At 71.5% G+C, this 19,602-nt stretch carries 14 protein-coding genes and 1 pseudogene; 11 read left to right on the top strand and 4 right to left on the bottom strand.

Annotated elements, in window-relative coordinates:
- Window positions 1–477 precede the first annotated feature (477 nt).
- From AB0K07_RS12545 to AB0K07_RS12515, 7 genes are all read left to right on the top strand, one after another.
- Window positions 478–1,008, top strand: coding sequence for a DUF4352 domain-containing protein (locus tag AB0K07_RS12545; RefSeq protein WP_363753997.1), 531 nt, complete (start codon window positions 478–480; stop codon window positions 1,006–1,008).
- A 95-nt stretch (window positions 1,009–1,103) separates the two neighbouring features.
- Window positions 1,104–2,864, top strand: a complete 1,761-nt coding sequence (locus AB0K07_RS12540) for a DUF6119 family protein (RefSeq protein WP_363753994.1) — start codon at window positions 1,104–1,106, stop codon at window positions 2,862–2,864.
- A gap of 51 nt (window positions 2,865–2,915) precedes the next feature.
- Entirely contained in the window at window positions 2,916–3,551 is a 636-nt protein-coding gene (locus AB0K07_RS12535) for a hypothetical protein (protein ID WP_363753991.1), read from the top strand.
- A gap of 44 nt (window positions 3,552–3,595) precedes the next feature.
- Window positions 3,596–4,414 carry an RNase H family protein gene (locus AB0K07_RS12530; protein ID WP_363753989.1) on the top strand — a complete coding sequence of 273 codons (819 nt, stop codon included), beginning with the start codon at window positions 3,596–3,598 and terminating at the stop codon, window positions 4,412–4,414.
- A gap of 204 nt (window positions 4,415–4,618) precedes the next feature.
- Window positions 4,619–7,075 (top strand): AAA family ATPase, encoded by a 2,457-nt coding sequence (locus tag AB0K07_RS12525; RefSeq protein WP_363753987.1) that lies wholly within the window; start codon window positions 4,619–4,621, stop codon window positions 7,073–7,075.
- Complete coding sequence (locus AB0K07_RS12520) at window positions 7,072–7,461, top strand: hypothetical protein (protein WP_363753984.1); 390 nt, start codon at window positions 7,072–7,074, stop codon at window positions 7,459–7,461. The genes AB0K07_RS12525 and AB0K07_RS12520 overlap by 4 nt, the downstream gene beginning before the upstream one ends.
- Window positions 7,462–7,574: 113 nt before the next feature.
- Window positions 7,575–7,994, top strand: a complete 420-nt coding sequence (locus AB0K07_RS12515) for a PPOX class F420-dependent oxidoreductase (protein ID WP_363753982.1) — start codon at window positions 7,575–7,577, stop codon at window positions 7,992–7,994.
- Window positions 7,995–8,044: 50 nt separating this feature from the next.
- Here AB0K07_RS12515 and AB0K07_RS12510 read toward each other — a convergent pair whose 3' ends face one another.
- The gene (locus AB0K07_RS12510; protein WP_363753979.1) at window positions 8,045–8,929 is read right to left on the bottom strand and encodes a bile acid:sodium symporter family protein; all 885 of its coding nucleotides are present in this window, start codon (window positions 8,927–8,929) and stop codon (window positions 8,045–8,047) included.
- A gap of 144 nt (window positions 8,930–9,073) precedes the next feature.
- Here AB0K07_RS12510 and AB0K07_RS12505 point away from each other — a divergent pair, with 144 nt between their 5' ends.
- Window positions 9,074–10,417 (top strand): glycoside hydrolase family 18 protein, encoded by a 1,344-nt coding sequence (locus tag AB0K07_RS12505; RefSeq protein ID WP_363753977.1) that lies wholly within the window; start codon window positions 9,074–9,076, stop codon window positions 10,415–10,417.
- Window positions 10,418–10,518: 101 nt separating this feature from the next.
- On the opposite strand, the gene AB0K07_RS12500 is transcribed toward AB0K07_RS12505, so the two are convergent.
- On the bottom strand, window positions 10,519–10,914 hold the full coding sequence (locus AB0K07_RS12500) for a hypothetical protein (protein ID WP_363753974.1): 396 nt from the start codon (window positions 10,912–10,914) through the stop codon (window positions 10,519–10,521).
- 193 nt (window positions 10,915–11,107) lie between these two features.
- Between AB0K07_RS12500 and AB0K07_RS12495 the strand changes: the two genes are divergently transcribed.
- On the top strand, window positions 11,108–13,882 hold the full coding sequence (locus tag AB0K07_RS12495; protein WP_363753971.1) for a M14 family zinc carboxypeptidase: 2,775 nt from the start codon (window positions 11,108–11,110) through the stop codon (window positions 13,880–13,882).
- Window positions 13,883–13,966: 84 nt separating this feature from the next.
- Here the strand turns inward: AB0K07_RS12495 and AB0K07_RS12490 are convergent.
- Window positions 13,967–14,142: pseudogene (locus AB0K07_RS12490) on the bottom strand (DUF397 domain-containing protein); the annotation flags it as partial.
- A 188-nt stretch (window positions 14,143–14,330) separates the two neighbouring features.
- Between AB0K07_RS12490 and AB0K07_RS12485 the strand changes: the two are divergent.
- Complete coding sequence (locus tag AB0K07_RS12485) at window positions 14,331–14,489, top strand: hypothetical protein (RefSeq protein WP_363753968.1); 159 nt, start codon at window positions 14,331–14,333, stop codon at window positions 14,487–14,489.
- The gene (locus AB0K07_RS12480; RefSeq protein ID WP_363753965.1) at window positions 14,486–15,319 is read left to right on the top strand and encodes a DUF559 domain-containing protein; all 834 of its coding nucleotides are present in this window, start codon (window positions 14,486–14,488) and stop codon (window positions 15,317–15,319) included. Before AB0K07_RS12485 ends, AB0K07_RS12480 begins: the two co-directional genes overlap by 4 nt.
- 28 nt (window positions 15,320–15,347) lie before the next feature.
- Here AB0K07_RS12480 and AB0K07_RS12475 read toward each other — a convergent pair whose 3' ends face one another.
- Window positions 15,348–19,601 carry an FtsK/SpoIIIE domain-containing protein gene (locus AB0K07_RS12475; protein ID WP_363753962.1) on the bottom strand — a complete coding sequence of 1,418 codons (4,254 nt, stop codon included), beginning with the start codon at window positions 19,599–19,601 and terminating at the stop codon, window positions 15,348–15,350.
- Between the last annotated feature and the right edge of the window lies 1 nt (window position 19,602).

Here is a 19,602-nt window from a genome sequence, read left to right as displayed (position 1 = left end):
GCCCGGAATCTATCTCCGTAGGTGATGGCCGCTGAGGCACCCTCACGCGGAGCCGGCACCGGCCGATGGTCCAACCACCGGGCTACTTCATCCGAATCAAAGAGTGGCTGGCCGGGCAAACCGCCTACCGGGTCAGGAAAGTCAGGATGCCGGCGCCTCCAGTTGCTGACGCTGGGACGGCGCACCTGGGCAAACCTGGCGATCTGCCCCAGCGTGACCGTCGACGACATTTGTCCCCACCTCCTCCCACCCGTCCGGTTGTCCGCGCCGCGACACTACCGACGGAGGACGAACTAGAGCAAGCTGTGCCCGGTGATAAGGGGGGTTATCTGGCTCTGCTTATGCCGCCGTGATAGGTGGGGTTCTCACGACGCGTTGTCGCCCGTCTGCTGGCCTGCCGCTCTTATGAGATGCGGCACGGGGCGGCCACCACCGCCAGCCCCGGCCGACGCCATCAGACCCGTCAAGGAGAAAAGCATGCGCAAGACCACCACCCTCGCCCTGATCGCCACCGGCCTCGTCGCGTTGGGCTGCGGCTCCGGCACCACCGACAACGCCGGCAGCTCCGGCGGCGGTGAAGGCGCCAAGGGCGACGACAAGCCCGCCAAGACCGCGAAGGTCGGTCAGCCCGCCCGGGACGGGAAGTTCGAGTTCACGGTCAAGTCGTCCAAGTGCGGCGTGGCCAAGGTCGGTAGCGACCTGCTCGGCGAGAAGGCCCAGGGCCAGTTCTGCCTGGTCACGCTCAACGTGAAGAACATCGGCAAGGAGGCGCAGATGTTCGACGGCAGCAGCCAGAAGGCCTACGCGGCCGACGGCACCGAGTACTCCGCCGACTCCGGCGCCGCGATCTACGCGAACAAGAACGCCGAGACGTTCCTCAACGACATCAACCCCGGCAACCAGGTCAACGGCGTCGTGGTCTTCGACATCCCGAAGAACGTCAAGCTCACCAAGCTCGAGCTGCACGACTCGATGTTCTCCGGCGGCGTCACCGTCGCCCTGAGCTGACCGCTCGCGCCGAGGGCGGGACCCGCGAAGCCCTTCCTCGGCGCACCCCTCCCCCGCACCACCGCCACCCCGATTCTCAACGCGAGGAGATCGACGTGCGCCGTGCGAGCCAGCCGACCACGACCAGATCGACCAACCGTCGTGTCGTCCGCAAGGACGTCACCCGTCCGCCCTACGAAGCGCCTACCCTCTTCGACCTCGACCTGCCCGAGCGGCCGGAGGGCACCTATCTGACGTCGGTCTACCAGCTGGAACGGGTGACGCCGACCGTCGAGGGTCTGCATGAGGCGGTGAACCACCGGTACGTGCGACAGCACGACTTCATGGTCGAGGAGCGCCTGGTGGCCGGTGCGCCAGCGCTGCTGGTGCACGGGACGGTGCCGCGCCAGCGGGCCGACTGGTGCGATGTGCTGGCCTCGCTGACCGGGGAGACGACCGACCTGGGGTTCAGCAGTGGCGGTGCCGCGCTGCTCGTCGCGGTCGACAACCACGTCTACGCCCTCGCCTACGGCACCGTCGGCCGTCACATGGTCGATCTGGACCTGGCCAACTCGGGCTTCGGGATCGGCTTCGCGGTGCGTTCGCTCGCCCCCGACGAGATCAAGCAGGTACGCCGGCGGGTGTTCGGCACCACTGGCCGGGTCGACCGCAACATGGTCCCGGGCGGTCAGCACATCCGGATGTACGGCATCGACAAGTGGGGCGAGATCGTCGGCCAGGTCTGCGGGCGAACGTTCAACCCGAACCTCACCGTCTGCCGGTCCACGGGTAAGGCCACCCCGGTCGAGGGCAGCGACACCCTGCGCGTCCATCTCGGTGTCGAACCCGCGAGTCTGCTCGCCGACCTGCGGGAGATCGACCGGGTCTGCAAGCAGGAGGCACCCTTCGCTGATCTGGAGTTCATCACCCAGATCCGTCCCGTGCCGGCCCGGGACCCCCGCCTAGCGAAGGTGGAGGAGCAGCTGGACCGGCTGCTCAGGTTACCGGATCCTGTGGAGGTCGGGCTGGCCGTACCGGGCCGGGTCTTCAGCGAAATCGAGCGGGTCAAGTCGTACAAGCTTCGGGTGCCGAAGTCCGGCCTCCGCCCGGTGCGCCTGCCGGAGCTCACGCTGGCGGACGTGCTCGCGCAGACCGAGGGCGTGCCGGATGGCGAGCGGTGGGCGGCGCTCTGCAACGGACGCGTCACCCTCTACGCGGATGCGGCCGGCGCGGAGGAGATCGACTCCACGGCAGTGTCGCGGTGGATCACCGCGCAACTCGCGCACGGTGAGAGTCAGCTCCTGCTGCACGAGGGCGGCTGGTACGAGATCGGTGACCAGCACCGCAAGTTCCTCCGCGACGAGATCGAGCAGATCCTGGCCGGACCGGCCAGCTTCGCACTCCCGGCCTGGACCGCCGACCTGACGGACGAGGCGAAGTACAACGTCCACGCCGCGGAGGTCTGCGGTCTGACCCTGCTTGACCGGCAGCTGCTGCGGACGAACCAGCACCCCCACCGTATCGAGGCCTGCGACCTGCTCGGACCCGACAACGAGCTGATCCACGTCAAGCGGGCCAAGGGCAGCTCGGCATTGAGCCACCTCTTCGCGCAGGGCGCGGTGTCGGTCGACGCACTGCGGTACGAGGCTGACGCCCGCAACGCGCTCGTCGAGATGGTCGAGCGGCAGCCGTCGGGGCGAGTCGTCGACCTGAACTTCCAGCCCCGCAAGGTCATCTACGCGATCGCCCTCGGCTCCGGCAAGCCGCTCACCGTCGACTCGCTCTTCACCTTCGCCCAGGTCGCGCTCTACCGGGCGATGAAGTCCCTGCGCAACGAGGGCGTCGAGGTCGAAGTCCTCGGCATCCCGTCCACCTGATCCGTTCACGACATCAGCTCCACAGCTTCCCGCTCAACAGAGGAGAGAACCATGACCGAGCCTCACCACCAGCCGGACCCGCCGGCCGAGACCCCGGCTCAGCCCGAGACCCCGGCTCAGCCCGAGACCGTGGGCGCAACGGGCCCGCAGCCCGTCATCCGCAAAAGGTCCCAGGTCCGGTGGGTCATCGCCGGCGCTGCCGTTCTGGTGCTGCTGCTCTGCTTCGGCGGCTGCGGCGTGCTGCTGGCCACAACGAACGGTGAGGAGTCGCCCGATCAAGGGAAGCCTGCCCCCACTGCTGCTTCCCAGTCGCGGGCCGGCACGTCCGCCCCGACCAGTGCGGCCGCACCGGCTACCGCGCCCGCGACGACGGCGCCGCCCGCACCCGTCTATGACACCCCGACGAAGGGCGACTTCAAGCTCAAGGTCAAGACGCTGCGGAAGCAGTGCTTCGGCAGCGCTGGCTGCAACATCACCTACCGGATCGACGTCACCTACATCGGCGATGGCCTCGACCCGTCCAGCACCTACGAGGTGACGTACGAGGTCAAGGGCGCGGAGGACCCGATCATCAACACCTTCGAGGTGACCGGCGACTCCGCCTCCGTCCAGCAGGAGGAGACGGCCAGCACGAAGCGCTCCGGCGACAAGCTGACCGCCGTCGTGACCGACGTGTCGGAGCTGTGAGAACGCAATGAGCGTGTCCGCATCACAAGACGTCAGGAGGCGTCGTGCGTCCCGATGAGTTCCTCCGCACCCTGGCTCTGCTCCCCCCTCCCCTGCACGACCGCGCTCTCACCCTGCGCGCCTTCACCCGCCCCACCCGCTGCGACGACTGCCAGCGCATCGGCGACGCCGTTTGCCTGGCGCTCACCGCCGCGCACTACGACGAGCTGACCTCCGCCGGCGATCTGCTCGACACCGCCGAGCGGCTGGCCGCCGACCACGGGATCCACCGCCGGTCCGGTGACGACCAGCAGCGCGGCCGCGGCCGGGTGGTCCGCTGGGCGGCGACGTCCGCGCCGCTGGTCGCCGCGACCGACGCCAGCTGGAAGGGCCGCGTCGGCGGCATCGGGTACGTCGTCAGCGACGGCCACTACGGCCTGCTCGGTCGGGGCACCGGCCGGCTCGACCCGACCGGCGCCTCCCGGGTGCTGATCAACGAGCTGCGCGCGGTCGACTACCTGCTGACCGGGTACGACGAGGCGCCGGTGGGCATGACGGTGCTGCTGGACTGCCTCGCCGCCCTGCGCTATCTGCACCGCTGGCAGGCCGGCGAGACCGGCGCGATGCCGGCCGGCTACAGCCTGCGGGAGCGCCGCTGGTCGGACCAGCCCACCCTGGTCCGGCTCGCCGAGCAGGTGGCCCGCCGCCCCGACCTGACGTTCGCGCACGTCAAGGGGCACAACGGCCACGCCCTCAACGAGGCCGCCGACGGCCTGTCGCACATGGCCCGCCGCCGGGAGGAGGAATCCTTCGACCTGCGTCCTCGGGCGCACGCCCTGGTCGACGCGTTCCTGCGCGACTGGCACGCGAACGCCACGCTCTGACCGCTCCCGGGGTGCCCGGAGCGGCCGACGTTGAACCACTGATTCGTTTGCGACATCAGCTCTACAGCGTCCGACGACCACCACCGCCTCCCGACTCCCCTGCTCGCCCCAGCCGGGCCGACAACGGCCTCCCCACTTCCACCGCTCGCCCCGGGCGGGCCGACGACCCGTCGGTCCGCGGACACCACGCGCCTGGAGACGACCATGACCGATCCCGCGCAGCCCACCACCGCACCCCTGATCGAGCTGATCTTCGAACGGCTCGCCGCCGCTGACGACGTACCGGCTGAGACCGCCGAGCTGGTCCTCGCCGCGCTGAGCAGCGAGGACGACCTGACCGCCGCCCTCGCCGACACCCCCACCCGGCTCGACCCGCGCTCCCCCACTGGCGACGGTCCAGCCGACCGGATCTGGCTGAAGTCGGTGACCGTCGCCGGGTTCCGCGGCGTCGGCCCGGAACGGACGCTCCAGGTCGACCCCGGTCCGGGCCTCACCCTGGTCGTCGGCCGCAACGGCTCCGGCAAGTCCAGCTTCGCCGAGGCCGTCGAACTCGCCCTCACCGGTGACAGCGCCCGGTGGGCCGACAAGACGAGCGTCTGGCGTACGGGGTGGCGCAACATCCACAACCCGGATCCGTGCTGGGTCGACGTGGAGCTGCGGGTCGACGGGGTGGCCACGCCGACCCGGGTGAACCGCTCCTGGCCAGTCGGGGCCGAGTTGTCCGACGCCGAGGTGACCGTGACCAGCGCCCGGGGGCGGCACGCCGGCCTCTCCGATCTGGGTCTGGCTCGCCCGCTGGAGCTGTACCGGCCGTTCCTCACCGCCGCCGAGCTGGGCAAGCTCGCCGCCGGCACGCAGAGCCAGCTCTTCGACGCGCTCTTCGCGATCCTCGGCCTGGACGCGCTCACCGACGCCGACCAGCGTCTGCTGCGCGCCGCCCGGCCGCACGACACGACCATCAAGGAGGTACGCGCACAGCGCACCGCCCTGGCCGACGCGCTGTCCGGGATCACCGACGACCGGGCCCGGCGGACCGCCGCGCTCCTGCGCGGCCGGGGCGCGGTCGACCTCGCCACGGTGACGGCGATCCTCGACGAGCCCGACGAGGCGACCACCGACGGGGCGGTGCTGCTCTGCCGGGAACTCGCCGCCCTCGCCCCGCCGCCGGTTGACGAGGTGATCCGGCTGGCCGGTCAGCTGCGGGAGGCGGCGGTCGAGGCCATGCGGTACGACGGTGGTCGGTCCCGGGCAGCGCTGCGCAGCGCCGAACTGCTCCGCCTCGCCCTCGAACATCATGAGGACCAGGGCGACGGGTCGTGCCCGGTCTGCGCCACCGGCACCCTCGACGGTGGGTGGCGTACCGCCGCCGCGCAGTCGCTGACCGACCTCCGGCAGCGCAGTGTCGCCGCACAGACGGCGGCGAACCGGCTCACGACTCTGCTGCGGCAGGCGCAGCACCTGATCGACGATCTCGAGGTGCCCGAGGGTCCCGGGTCGGAGCCGCCGGTCGGGGCGCTGCGCGACGCCGTGGCCGCGCTGCGGCGCGTACCCGGGAAGCCGGCCGACCTGGCCGACCACCTGGCCGCGCGGTACCCGGCGGTGGTGGCGGCGGCGGACGCGGCCCGCGCGTACGCGGAAGGGTTTCTGCGGCAGCGCGACACCGGTTGGCGGGCGGCGGCGGCCGAGGTGCGCGAGTGGGTGGCCGCGGCCGGCGGGTTGCCGGCGCGGGAGGTCACCCTGGCCCGGTTGAAGGCCGCGCGCGGCTGGTTGAAGGGCGCCGGTACGCAGATTCGCAACGAGCGGGTCGCGCCGTTCGCCGGGCACTCGCAGCGGATCTGGGCTCAGCTGCGGCAGGAGAGCAACGTCGAGTTGGGGGCGATGACGCTCGAAGGCGCGAACACCCGGCGGCGGGTGGTCTTCCCGGTCAGCGTGGACGGCGCCGACAACGGCACCGCGCTGGGCGTGATGAGCCAGGGTGAGATGCAGGCGCTCGGGCTGGCCACCTTCCTGCCACGCAGCTGCGCCCCGGAAAGCCCGTTCCGGTTCATCGTGGTCGACGACCCGGTGCAGAGCATGGACCCGTCGAAGGTGGACGGTCTCGCGCGGGTGCTCGCCGAGCTGGCCGAGCAGCGACAGGTGGTGGTCTTCACCCACGACACGCGCCTGCCCGAAGCGGTCACCCGGCTCGGCCTCGGTGATGCCCGCATCGTCGAAGTGCACCGGGCAGAGAAGTCGGTGGTGACGCTGCGGCCCGGCTCCGATCCGGTGACCCGCTACCTGGACGACGCGAACGCGCTGTCGCGCAACGAGGAGATCCCCGCCGAGGTGCGCGGGCCGGTGGTGGCGGAGCTGTGCCGCTCGGCCGTGGAGGCTGCCTGCCACCGGGTGGTCTGGCGGGTACGGGTCGCACGAGGTGTCCCGCACGACGACATCGAGAAGGCCATCAAGGCCGCGTCGCGCCGGCTGGCCACCATCGTCGCGTTGGCGCTGTTCGACGACCCCGATCGGGGCGGTGACGTGCTCGGCCAGTTGCTCCGTCGGTACGGACGACGGTCGGTGAACGCGTACCAGGCGTGCCGGGAGGGCGTGCACGGTGCGTACCTGGCGGACCTGCCGGGCCTGGTCGCGGACGTCCGCTTCCTCGCGGAGGCGCTGCGGTGACCGGGCCGACGCCGCAGCGCTGCCTGGCGGCGGCCGACCAACTTCTGCGCGGCTCCGGCCTGCTGGGGGCCGTCGCCGTTCCCGGCGGCTGGTGGCCTCGGGCCTGCGCCTGCCTGATCCGGCTCGCCCTGGAAGGCGGCATCGACGCCTACTGGCGGCGGGTCAAGCCGACCGTCGCGGCCTGCCGGCAGGGCCGAGCCAAGCAGCTGATGCTGCGCGGGCGGCTCGGGCCGGGCACGGAGACCGCCCGGCGAGTGGCGTACGCGTGGGCCACGCTCTCGACCGCCGCGCACCACCACTGCTACGAGCTGGCGCCGACAGCCGCGGAGCTGCGCCGGCTGCACACCGAGGTGAACGCGCTGCTCGCCCGACTCGACCAGCGATGACCGGACGGCGGGTTCGTCAACGACCGCTGTCCCGCCACGATCCTGATCCCCCGGCGATCGGGCTGGCACGTGCGTAACGTGCAGGGGTAACCCTGACGCGAAGAGGAGACTTCATGTCCAAGCCACCGCTTCCCGAGGCCGCGGTCGCCATGCTGCAGAAGCCGAACCCGGCCGTCATGACCACGCTGCGCAGCGGTGGTCAGCCGGTGTCGGCGGCCACCTGGTACCTGTGGGACGACGGACGGATCCTGGTGAACATGGACGAGAGCCGCCGTCGGCTGGACCACGTCCGGAACGACCCCCGGGTATCGCTCACCGTCCTGGACGAGGCGGGCTGGTACACCCACGTCAGCATCATCGGGCACGTCGCCGAGCTGCGTGCGGACGAGGACCTCGCGGACATCGACCGGTTGTCCCGGCACTACACGGGGAATGCGTACCCACGGCGGGAGCGCGCTCGGGTCAGCGCCCTGATCGAGATCGACCGCTGGCACGGCTGGGGTGCGCTCAAGGACAACAGCCAGATCGGTTGACCAGCACGGCCCGGTCGGCGGCGCCGCCGACCGGGCCGGGCGACTCCCGGTCAGGGCTCTACGGTGGCGGCGGACGGGGCGCCGACGCGGGTCACCAGGTAGCCGAAGGCCGCCGCGGTGAAGAACATGACGATGCCGTAGACCGCCCCGGGGATCGCCATCTGGGTGCTGTTGAGCAGCGCCGGGCTGAGCGCGATCGTGATGGCCAGGGTGCTGTTGTGGATGCCGATCTCGAACCCGGCGGCGGTGGCGGCGCTGCGGTCCACTCCGGCCAGCCGGGGCACGCCGTACCCGATCGCGAGGCTCAGCAGGTTGAAGGCGAGCACGGCGAGGCCGACGGAGACGAAGTAGTCGGCGATGTTCTCGCGTTCGCCGAGCACGGCGCCGGTGATCACCGCGACGAGCACGACGACGGACAGGATGCGGACCGGGCGGTTCAGGCGGTCGGCGACGGCGGGCACCCGGGCCCGGATCAGCATGCCGATGGCGACCGGGACGAGCACGATGGCGAAGACCTGCAGCACCTTGTCGAACTGCAGGCCGATGCTCCTGCCGTCGGGCAGGAAGTACGCCGCTGACAGGTTGACCAGGATCGGCAGGGTGAACACGGCGAGCACCGAGTTGATGGCGGTCAGGGTGATGTTCAGGGCCACGTGCCCGCCGAAGAGGTGGCTGTAGAGGTTGGCGGTGGTGCCGCCGGGGGAAGCGGCCAGCAGCATCATCCCGACCGCCAGCTCGGGCGCGAGGTCGAAGGCGAGGACCAGGGCGAAGCAGAGCGCCGGCAGCACCAGCACCTGGCAGACCAGGGCGATGACGGCGGCCCTCGGATGCTGGGCCACCCGGCGGAAGTCCTCGGTGGTCAGCCCGAGACCCAGGCCGAGCATGATGATGCCGAGGGCAATGGGCAGACCGATCAGGGTCAGGGCTGAGTCCATGGCACAACATCGTTACCGCCCGGTAAGGGCGCCACCATCCCCCATGTGGCTGGGCGGCTCTTGACCGCGGACCGTGGTCGCTTTAACTTCATCAATCAGATAAGTGTCTTTACTAATTCCGCTCCATTCCTAACGGGAGTGCCGATGCGACCATTCCGCCACCGCCGCCTCACCGCCGTCCTCGCCCTGGCGACCATGCTGGTCACCGCCGCCCCGCCGACCGCCGCGAGCGCGGGCGACAAGCCCGACCGCCGGGCCGGCTACCACCGGGTCGGCTACTTCACCCAGTGGGGCATCTACGGCCGGGCCTTCCCGGTCAAGAAGCTCGACACCTCCGGGGCGGCGAGCCGCCTCACCCACGTCAACTACGCCTTCGGCAACGTCAGCGAGGACGGTCGCTGCTATGTCGACGGCGGGCCGGGCGAGGGCGACGCCTGGGCCGACTACCAGCGTCCGGTGCCGGCGGAGGAGAGCGTCGACGGCGTCGCCGACGCCCCGGGTCAGGCGCTCAACGGCAACTTCGGCCAGCTGGCCAAGCTGAAGGCCAAGCACCCCGACCTGAAGGTGCTGATCTCCCTGGGCGGGTGGAGCTGGTCGACGTACTTCTCGAACGCCGCCCTGACCGACGCCTCCCGCAAGGCGTTCGTCGCCTCCTGCATCGATCTCTACCTCAAGGGCAACCTGCCCGGCGGTGACGGCGCCGCGGGCGGGCCGGGTGCGGCGGCCGGCGTCTTCGACGGCATCGACCTCGACTGGGAGTGGCCGAACTGGACCGGTGAGCCGGGCAACGTCATCCGCCCCCAGGACCGGGAGAACTTCACCAAGCTGCTCGCGGAGTTCCGCCGGCAGCTCGACGCGTACGGGCGCACGACCCGCGAGCACTACGCGCTGACCGCGTTCCTGCCGGCCAACCCGGCGACCATGGACGCCGGGTACGAGGGCCGCAAGATCTTCAAGTACCTGGACTTCGCCACCGTGCAGGGGTATGACTTCCACGGCGGCTGGGAGGCGGTGGCCAACCAGCAGTCGGCGCTGCGCGTGCCGGCGGGTTCGCCGGACAACCCGGACTTCTCCGTCGAGGTCGCGATCGACGGCTGGATCGCCCGTGGTGCGCCCCGCGACAAGCTGGTGCTGGGCATCCCGTACTACGGCCGGGGCTGGACCGGCATCACCGGCGGCGGCAACGGCCTGTTCCAGCCGGCCACCGCGCCCGCGCCGGCCACCTTTGAGGCCGGGTACGAGGACTACAAGAAGCTCAAGACCCTCGCCGGCAACGGCTTCACCGTGCACCGCGACCTGCGCGCCGGGCACGCCTGGCTGTTCGACGGTACGACGTTCTGGACGTACGACGATCCGGCGGTCGTGCTGCAGAAGACGCTCTACATCCGGCGGGCCGGCCTGGCCGGGGCGATGATCTGGTCGCTGGACGGCGACGACGACAACGCGACCTTGACCAAGACGATCGGCCTCGGGCTGACGACCTGGTAGCCGCACCCCGCTTGCGACGGTCCCCGGCCCGTCGTCGACCGATTCCTCGGTTGGCGGCGGGCCGGTGGTCCGTGCGGCGGCCCGCGATCGGTCTGCTCGGCCTACCCCTGCTCGGATGCCACCGCGCGGACGGCGGCGTCGATGAGGGCCGTCACCTCGTCCATGTCACGGGCCCGGGACACGTCCAACTCCCCCGACCATCCGTCCGGACGGGTGAGCTTCACCGTCACGTCCTCGCGGCGGTGGGTCAGCCAGCCGGCGATCGCCTGGACCAGCACCATGACGGCCCCGCTGCTGTCGACCGCCACCAGCAGCATGTTCGTGACCTCCGCCGACGTGTCACCGGACGGCGTCGTCGGACCGGCGGCGGGCGCCGCCGTCACCTTCTCGCGTAGCCGGCCCTCGGACCGCAGCCAGGACGCCAGGGAACGCCGAGCATCGGCAGAGGGAAGATCCGGGAAGACCGACAGCGTGATCGTCTCCTGAGAGGCCAGCACCGTCTCCTCCTTCCAGGCGAGACATTCGCACACCGCCATCCTGCCAGCCAGCACCGCCACCGGCACGCCACGCAGTCATCAAAGTCGATCAGAGCTTGACCGGCGTATCGACGGTTCATAGGCTCCGGCCACTGCGAGGCTTTTCCCGAGAAGGGAAACACGAGACATGGCCCCATCGAAGCGTCCGTCCTGGATGGTCCCCACGAGGCGGCTCGCGAGTGCCGCCACGATCGCGCTCCTGCTCGGCATGACTCCCCTGCTCAGCGGCACATCCGCCGCGAGCCCCGCCCGTCCCTCCCCGTGCAGCAACGACCCGACGGCACGTCTGACCACCGTGCCCACCCCGGAGGCCGTGCTCGGCTTCCCGCTCGGGGTGGGTCAGGAGCGGGTCGTCACCAACGACGAGGTCCGGACGTACCTCGGGGCCGTGGACGGCGCCTCCGACCGGGTCGTCACCGGTGTGATGGCCACCAGCGTGCTCGGTCAGCCGCTGCCGTACGCGGTGGTGTCCACCGAACGCAACGTGCGGCCGTCCGCGCTGCGAAAGATCGCCGACGACGTACGGGACCTGCGTGATCCGCGCCGCACCAGCGCGCGGACGGCCGCCCGTACGGCGAAGGACAGCCCGGCCATCGTCTGGGTGACCGCGAACGTGCACGGCGGCGAGAAGAGCGGCACCGACGCCGCGCTCAAGACGCTGTACGAGCTGGCGGCCGGCCTGTCCTGCGCGGTGGCCCAGCGCAACGACAACCTGGTCACCGTCATCGTGCCGACCCAGAACCCGGACGGCCGTGACGCGACCCGCCGGCAGAACGAGTTCGGCTTCGACATGAACCGGGACTGGTTCGCCCGCACCCAGCAGGAGACCGACGGCAAGTTGGAACTCCTGCGGCGCTACCCGCCGCAGGTCTTCGTCGACGCCCACGAGATGACTGGCCGTCAGTACTTCTTCCCGCCCAACGCCGACCCGATCCACCACGAGATCGCCGGCGAGGCGGTGGACTGGATCAACCGGATCGGTGAGGCCAACAAGGCGGGCTTCGGCTTCAACGGCGCCTGCGACGACACCGTCACCACCGAGTGCTACTTCAACTACGACACGTACGACATGTTCTTCATGGGCTACGGGGACACCGTGCCGACCACCGGCTTCGGCGCCGCCGGCATGACGTACGAGAAGGGCAGCGCGTCGGCGGTGGCCGACCGGGTCCAGCAGCAGTTCAACACCCAGTGGGCGACGCTCGGGTGGGCCGCCGCGAACAAGCACGAGGTGCTGAGCGACTACTTCGACATCTGGACCGACGCGCTCGCCCAGGGCCGGGCGGGCACGCTGGAGCCGAACGAGGTGGTTCAGCCCACCAACGAGGTCCAGTTCCCGGTGCCGGACATCAAAATCCGCTCGTACTTCCTGCTGCCCGACCGGCAGCTCGCCGACGTCCGCCAGCTCGTCGAGCGGCTGCGCCGGATGGACGTCGAGGTGTACGAGGTGCAGAAGCCCACCCGGGTGCCGACCGCCCGGGTCTTCGGCGGCCGGACGGCCACCAACGTGACGGTGCCCAAGGGCGCGTACTGGATCCCGATGGACCAGCCACAGAAGCACTGGATTCAGGCGATCATGGGCGAGGACCCGTACGTCCCCTTCCCCTACTTCTACGACGTGTCGTCCTGGAGCAACCCGCTGCTGATGGGCGTGTCCACCATCTACACCGGCGACAACGTCCGGCCGAAAGCGCAGCTGGTCCGCACGATCTCCGGCGGTCGCACCGGGCCGGCGTTGCCCTGGGGCTCGTACACGTACCCACTGGACTCCGCGTCGGCGGCCGAGCTCACCTTCACCCTGCTCGGCCGTGGCGTGCCGCTCGTGCGCAACCTGGAGACCAGCACCGTCGCCCTGCCGGCGAGCAGGCTGAGCCGTACGGTCGACGAGCTGGCCGAATCGTTCGGGGTGACCCTGACCCCGGCCGGACGGGCCAGCGGGACCCGGCTCGTCCTGCCGGACGTGGGGCTCTTCCAGGGCACCGGCATCTCCACCACGTCGGGCTCGCACGGTGAGGCGCGGTACGTGCTCGGCAAGCGGTGGGGGCTGGACCTGACCCCGGTCACCACGGCCGACATCAACGACAACACCGCCGCGTTCACCGGACGTACCGTGCTGCTGGTGCCGGACGGCAGCAGCCCGACCGGCGGCCTGACCGCCGCCGGGCAGGCCAACCTGCGCGACTGGATCGCGCAGGGCCACACCTACATCGGGCTGCGCAACGAGGGCACGCGGGTGGCCCGCGCCGCCGGGCTGACCTCCACCACGGAGAAGCCCAAGCCGGCGGACTACCTGGTGATCGGCTCGCACCTGCGGGTCGACGTCGACACCGACAACCCGGTCGCCCTGGGCCGCCCCGCGGAGGACTTCGAGTTCAACAACAGCGACCCGATCCTCAACCCGAGCACCACCGGGACGAACGTGCTCCGCTACCCAACGGGCGACACGTTCTGGGCCAACGGCTACACGGTCGGCGCGGACACGCTGAAGGGCACGGCGGCCGTCGTCGACGAGCCGACCGGCGCCGGTCGGGCGGTGCTCTTCGCGTTCAACCCGCTCTTCCGGGCGTACAACGAGAACGGTCTGCACCTGGTGGCCAACGCGCTGCTCTACCCGCCGGACGCGCCCGGCGCCCGACGCACGCCGGGGATTGACGCGGCGCGCGCCAGCGCCGCCGCCGCGCCGGTGGCGGCGGACCTGGGCGGCGGGTGGCGGCCGATCACCATCGAGGTGGCGGCGGGCGACCTTCCGCGCACCCGGGCCATCGTCGACCGCTTCACCTCCGGCGCCCAGACGTCCGCGAAGGGCGGCTCGGCGTACGTGGTGATCCCGAACCCGCAGGGACTCCAGGTGGACGAACACCCGTTCGCGAGTGATCTCGTGCGCGCCCTGCGCGACGCCAGGGTGCCGCTGCGGTCGGTGGTGGCCTGACGAATCCCGCACCGCGAAGCGCCCGTCCCCTCGTTTCGGGGGCGGGCGCTTGCGCTTGAACGCCGGTGACGACCGCCGGGCGACCTCGGCGGCGAACGCCCGCCACGACGCCGGCCCGAAAACCAGGGCCCGCCCATCGGGGTCCTTGGAGTCCCGCACACCGACGATGCCGGGCAGATTGTCCGCAACCTCGACGCAGGCCCCCCGTTGGTGGACGAGCGCGAGGGTTTCCGCCACTGAGCACCCGTCATGATGTCCATGTCTTTGCCGCTTCCTTGAGTAAGCCGAGGGTTTGCCCGAGTGGAAGAGCGCTGCGGCACGTGCGGCATCGCGTGGCCCTGCTCTCCCGCCACGTTCGCGCAGATCTTGGACAGTTACCGTCCTCTGCGGACGGTAACTGTCCAAGATCTGGTGGCGGGGGGACCAACCAACCGCAACGCTCGACGACATGCTGCCCGCCGATGACGCTGACGCTCTCGAATGGCTCGCCTTCGAGCAGGCGGGCGTGCTGACGACCGCGCAAGCCGCGCGACTGCTCGGCGAGGGGATGGTGCGGAGCCGGATCCGCACCGGCCGCTGGCGGTCGATGTCCGAGGGGTCCTGTTGACCGGCAACGGCCGGCTGAGCCGCGACCAGCAACTGTGGGTGGCCGTGCTGGCCGCCGGCCCGGGAGCGGTCCTGGCCGGGGCGACCGCCGCCGCCGAGGCCGGGGTACGGGGACTGCGGCGTGAACCCCTGCACGTACTGGTGCCGGCCGACCGTCGCGCCGCGCGGACCAGCCTGCGGCGGCTTCCGATCGACATGCCGGCGGTGCTGGTGCACCGCACGGCGGTACTGCCCGACGCTCATCTCCAGCCCGCCCGCCCGCCGCGCACGACGACGGCCCGCGCCCTCGTGGACGCGGCCGGATGGGCGGCCGGTGTGGACGAGGCACAGGGGTTGCTGGCCGCCGGTTGCCAACAGCGCCGCGTGCTGCCCGAGGAGCTGGATGCCGTGCTCGACGTCCTGCCTCGCGCCCCCCGTCGGCGGCTGATCCGGCAGACCGTCGGCGACATCAGCAGCGGCGCGCAGGCGCTCTCCGAGATCAACTTTGTGCGGCTGTGCCGACAGCATCGGCTGCCCGCACCGGACCTGCAAGAACACCGGGTCGACGCGGCGGGCCGCAACCGCTGGCTGGACGCGTACTGGAAGGAATGGCGGGTGCAGGTGGAGATCGACGGCGCGCACCACATGGACGCCCGCCAATGGGCGGCCGACATGCGGCGGCAGAACGACGTCTGGACCAGCGGCGACCGGATACTGCGCTTCCCCGCCTGGCTGGTCCGCGCCCACCCCGACGAGGTCGCCGAAACCGTCCGCCGTGCCCTCGTCGCGGCCGGCTGGACCCCAACCCCAGCCCCAACCCACACTTCAGTACGTCCGCCGCGACGTACCTGACAATCCCAGGTGCCGGGCTGACGTGACTCTACGGTGCTGCCACCTGCACCAGCAGCGGGGTGCGGCCGGCGGAGAGGTAGCCGCGCCCCGGTGGGCCGGTGAGGTACTGGTCGGGTTCCAGAGTGATGTTGTGGGCCACGGCCGTCGTCCGGTTGCTCGGGGCCAGCACAAGGCGTGTCCCGGCCATCATGACGGTGTTGACCAGGCGGGTCAGCGGGCTGGGAAAGCCGGTCAGCAGGGGTGTGGCGTCGGCCGTGACGACCAGGGCCCGCCGGCCACGAGCGGCAGGGTGGACGATGTCGTCCAGGAGCGTGGGACTGCTCGCGAAGCCCTGTTCGGTGGGCAGCACGTTGATCCGGTCGACGTCGTCGACGACCACCGCGTACGGCCTGTCGCCGAACATCGCGACGGCCTCGCGAAGGTCGGTGTCCCTGATCGCGACGCCGGTGAGCACCCGAAGCCCGGGGTCGTCGAGGAGCAGCCCCGGCAGCGGGGACTGCGGCGGCGCGACGGCGAGTACGCCGATGCCGCGTCGGCGCAGCGCGTGGACCACCGTGGCGGCGGCCGTCGTACGGCCGGTCCCGCCGGCCCCGGAGATCAGCATCAGGTCCGGCCCGGCCTCGAACAGGTCGACGCCGATGGTGGTGGTGTCGGGCCCACCGATGCCCAGCGGTATCCACGTCAACCGACCCTCGCCCGCCGCAGTGCTGTCGAGCGCGGCGAGGTCGATCCGGGACGGTAGGGCGGGGAACCGCCGGGGCCGCCGGTTCGCAGGCGTATCGTGCGGCTCGGCGGCGATGTCACCGGCCGACCGGGTCGGTAGGCACACCTGCACGTGCCGGCCGCTGCCGGCGTCGATGGCCCTCCCGGGGAGGATCGGTGGGCTGGCCATGCCGGTCTGCAGATGCATCCGCCGTGTCTCCTCCTTGGGAAATGGCAGGAGCAGCCGCCGGTTGTACAGGGTCGGCAGTCGGTGGTTGAGCATGTCCTGGCCGCCGATCGGCACGACGTGCACCCCGAGCGGAGTACCCGCGCTGATGACGCCGCGCAGGGTGGCGACCAGGGACGTCTCGACGAAGGCCGGGTCACCGTGATCCTCGAAGTGCTCCCAGCCGTCGATAACGACCACAATGTGCAGCCGTGCTCCGTCCGGCGGGGGCGCGGTGCCGGTGCGGCGTTGGATCTCCTCGTCGAGCCAGGTGACCAGGCGACGGATCCGGTCGGGCTCCGCAGGCGAGAAGACCCCACCGCAGTGCGGCAACGCCTCGTACTCGGCCAGGCCTGCCGGGTGCCGTTCCACGACGTACAGGTGTGCCTGGTCGGGGCGGAACCGGCCGGCCAGGCCGGTGATCAGAGTCCGGGCGAAGGTCGTCCGGCCGGACTGCGGGCCACCGGCGAGGAGGAGCCGGTCGACGCCCGCGAGGTCGAGGAAGTCCGCCGGCTGCGCCTGACGTGCCGGGTCGTCGGCCAGGCCGAACGGTACGGCGGTCGCCGGCGCGGCGGCGGTCCACCGGGACGGCAGCTCGTCCACCGTCAGGGTGGCGGGCAGCGGGGGCAGCATCGGTCGGAAGGGTGGCGGGAGTCCGGAACGGCCGGCGGCGTCCTCGATCGCCGCGATGGCGAGATCCTGGTCGGTCGGCCCCCCGCCGACCCTCGGCGCGACAGTGGGTCGCGGGGCCCCGAGGTCCGTCGGGCTCAGGACCCGGACGGCGGCCGGCGCCGCCCCGCCCACCGGCGGCGGGTCACCGAGATAGCCGGACTGGAACGGTTGCGGGACCCGGGACTCGGCGGTGGTGCACAGGATCATGCCGCGCCCGCGCAGCGCGCCGGGGATCCTGGCGGCGTCCGCCACTCCGAGCACCTCGGTGCTGTCCGCGGGTTCGTTCTGGCGAAGGCTGATCCGCAGGGACACGTTGTTCTTCAACTCCGGCGACAGCTTGCCCTGCAACGACTGCGTGGCCAGCACCAGGTGCATGCCCAGCGAGCGGCCCTTCGCGGCGACGTTCACCAACTCCTTGACGAAGTCCGGAGAGGCGTCCAACACGCGGCCGAACTCGTCGAAGATCAGCACCAGTCGGGGCAGCGGCGGCAGGGCCACCCCGCCCAGGCGCTTCTGCCAGTACCGGTCGATCTCTCCGTCGTAGCGTGCCAGCAGGGACTCGCGCCGGCTCACCTCCGCGCGGATCGAGGCGAGGACCCGGGCCGCCGCCGCGTCGTCGAACACGTCGGCGGGGGTCTCACCGGTGGAACGGATGAGGGCGACGACGTGCGGGCAGCGTTCGAAGGGCAGGAAGGCGCTGCCACCCTTGAAGTCGACGAGCACCAGGTTGAGTTCGTCCGGCCGATTGGCCAGCAGCAACGATGTGACCAGGGTTTGCAGCAGGATGCTCTTGCCGGCGCCCGTCGCGCCGCCCAGCATGGTGTGCGGGCCCTGGTCGGCGAGATCGACGTACACCGGCCCGGTCGCGTCCGCGCCGAGCACCACACGGGTACGCGGGCCGCGGCCCCGCTCCCACAGCGCGAGCACGTCGGCGGCGGTCGGCGCACCGAGGCCGAGGAGGTCGAGCAGTCGCACCGCGGCGGGGATGGCGTTCTGGGCCGCCCCGAGTGTCGCCCGGTCCCGCATCGGGGCCAATGCCCGCGCCAGCCGCTCCGCCGTCGCCGCGTCGAGCCGGTCGGGGCGAACCGTCACCGCCGGCTCGTCCGGGCTGCGGGTCAGCCGCACCGAATCCCCCGACACCTCGATCAGGCCCCGGCACTCGTTCATGCTGTGCCGGTCGGCGCAGATCAGGTACACCCCGACGGACGGCCCGTCCCGCAGCACCTCGTCCATGCCGGGCAGGTCCCGCAGCGCCAACGCGCCGTCCAGGACGACCACCACGTTCTCGAACTGCCGCGGGTCTCGCTCGGTGCGCCGCGACGCGACGAGGGTACGCAGCTCCCGTACGCGATCGGCGCGGGTGGCGGCGGTGTTGCCGATCCGGCACGAGTAGGGCGCGGAGTCACCCGCGTCGACGTGCGGCAGCCAGCGTGCCCAGGCCAGGTCGCCCGCCTCAGCGGTGCTGAGCAGTACCAGCCGCAAATCGTCCGGGCCCCGCAGGGTGGCCAGTTGAAGCAGCAGCCAGCGCAGGACATCGTGGACCGCCTCGTCGGGCCCGGTCACGCCGAGCACGCCGACGGTGCCGAGGTCCACCGTGATCGGGACGGCCGACAGCGTCGGAGGGCGAAAGTCCGGCCAGGGCTCACCGCGTACCGTCACCGAGGCCGGCTGGTCGGCGACCCCGACCCGTAGCGCCAGCGCGTGCGGTGAGCCCGCCCGGCGGGTCCACAGACCTGATCGCGCGCCGCCGGCGATGTCGGCGACTTCGGCAGGGCCCGGCGCGAGCGTCTGTCGTACCCGCTGCTCGGCCTTCACCTGGGCGGCGATCGCCGATTCGACGGCCTTCCTCGCCTTGGTGAACTCGGCCTGGCGCTCGGCGTCCTGCTTCTCCTGCGCGGACTGGTTGACCAGAAAGCCTACGAACGAGATCGCCGTGCCGACCAGCAGGATCGCCTGGTGAGCGAGCAGGGCGGCCCCCACGAATCCCCCGGCGGCCGCGAGGGCCCCCGCAGCCGCAGGCCCCCGAGCGATGGTCGATCGCACCGGCAGGGTCACCTCCACGGTGGGGATCACCGGGGCGCGGGCGAAGGCGCGATCGAAGTCGATCCGCCCATCCGGGGCCCGCACGAGCCGTCGCACCCCGGCGGGAAGGGACGTCCACTGCAACTCGTCGCCGCCGATCTGGACGACGCTGGTCGGCGAGACGGGGACCGTGTGGGTGACCGCGGCGCCGTCGACGAATGTGCCGTTGCTCGAACCGCCATCCGTGAGGGTGGCCGTGCCGTCCGGCGACACCTCCAGCAGGGCGTGTGTACGGCGGGAGACGTCCGCGTCGCGCAGCGGCAGCGCCGCCGAGGAGCTGCGAGCTATCGCGTGGGTTCCGGGCCGCAGCGCGACGGCCAGGCCCGTGTCCGGGCCAGCAACCACCTCCAGCACGCCCACCGCGCCGTCGGTGACGAGGCGACCGGTCGGTCCGGGGCCGCCCACGCTGAGCACCGAGCCGGGCAGCAGAGGGGTGTCGGCCAGGCGCGCGGCCGGGTCCAGCGGAACGGCCCCGGCGAAGCAGCGGCGGCCCGTGGCGGGTACGGGCAGAGCCGCCAGCAGGGACCGCACGCTGGTGCCCGGTGTGCCGATCACCTCGACGTCGTGGGTCAGCCCCGTGTCGACGTCCCGCACGGTCATT

Origin of the sequence: Micromonospora sp. NPDC049301 (assembly GCF_040678715.1) — a bacterium.
Classification (GTDB): domain Bacteria; phylum Actinomycetota; class Actinomycetes; order Mycobacteriales; family Micromonosporaceae; genus Micromonospora.
This window is presented reverse-complemented; position numbering and strand designations above follow the sequence as displayed.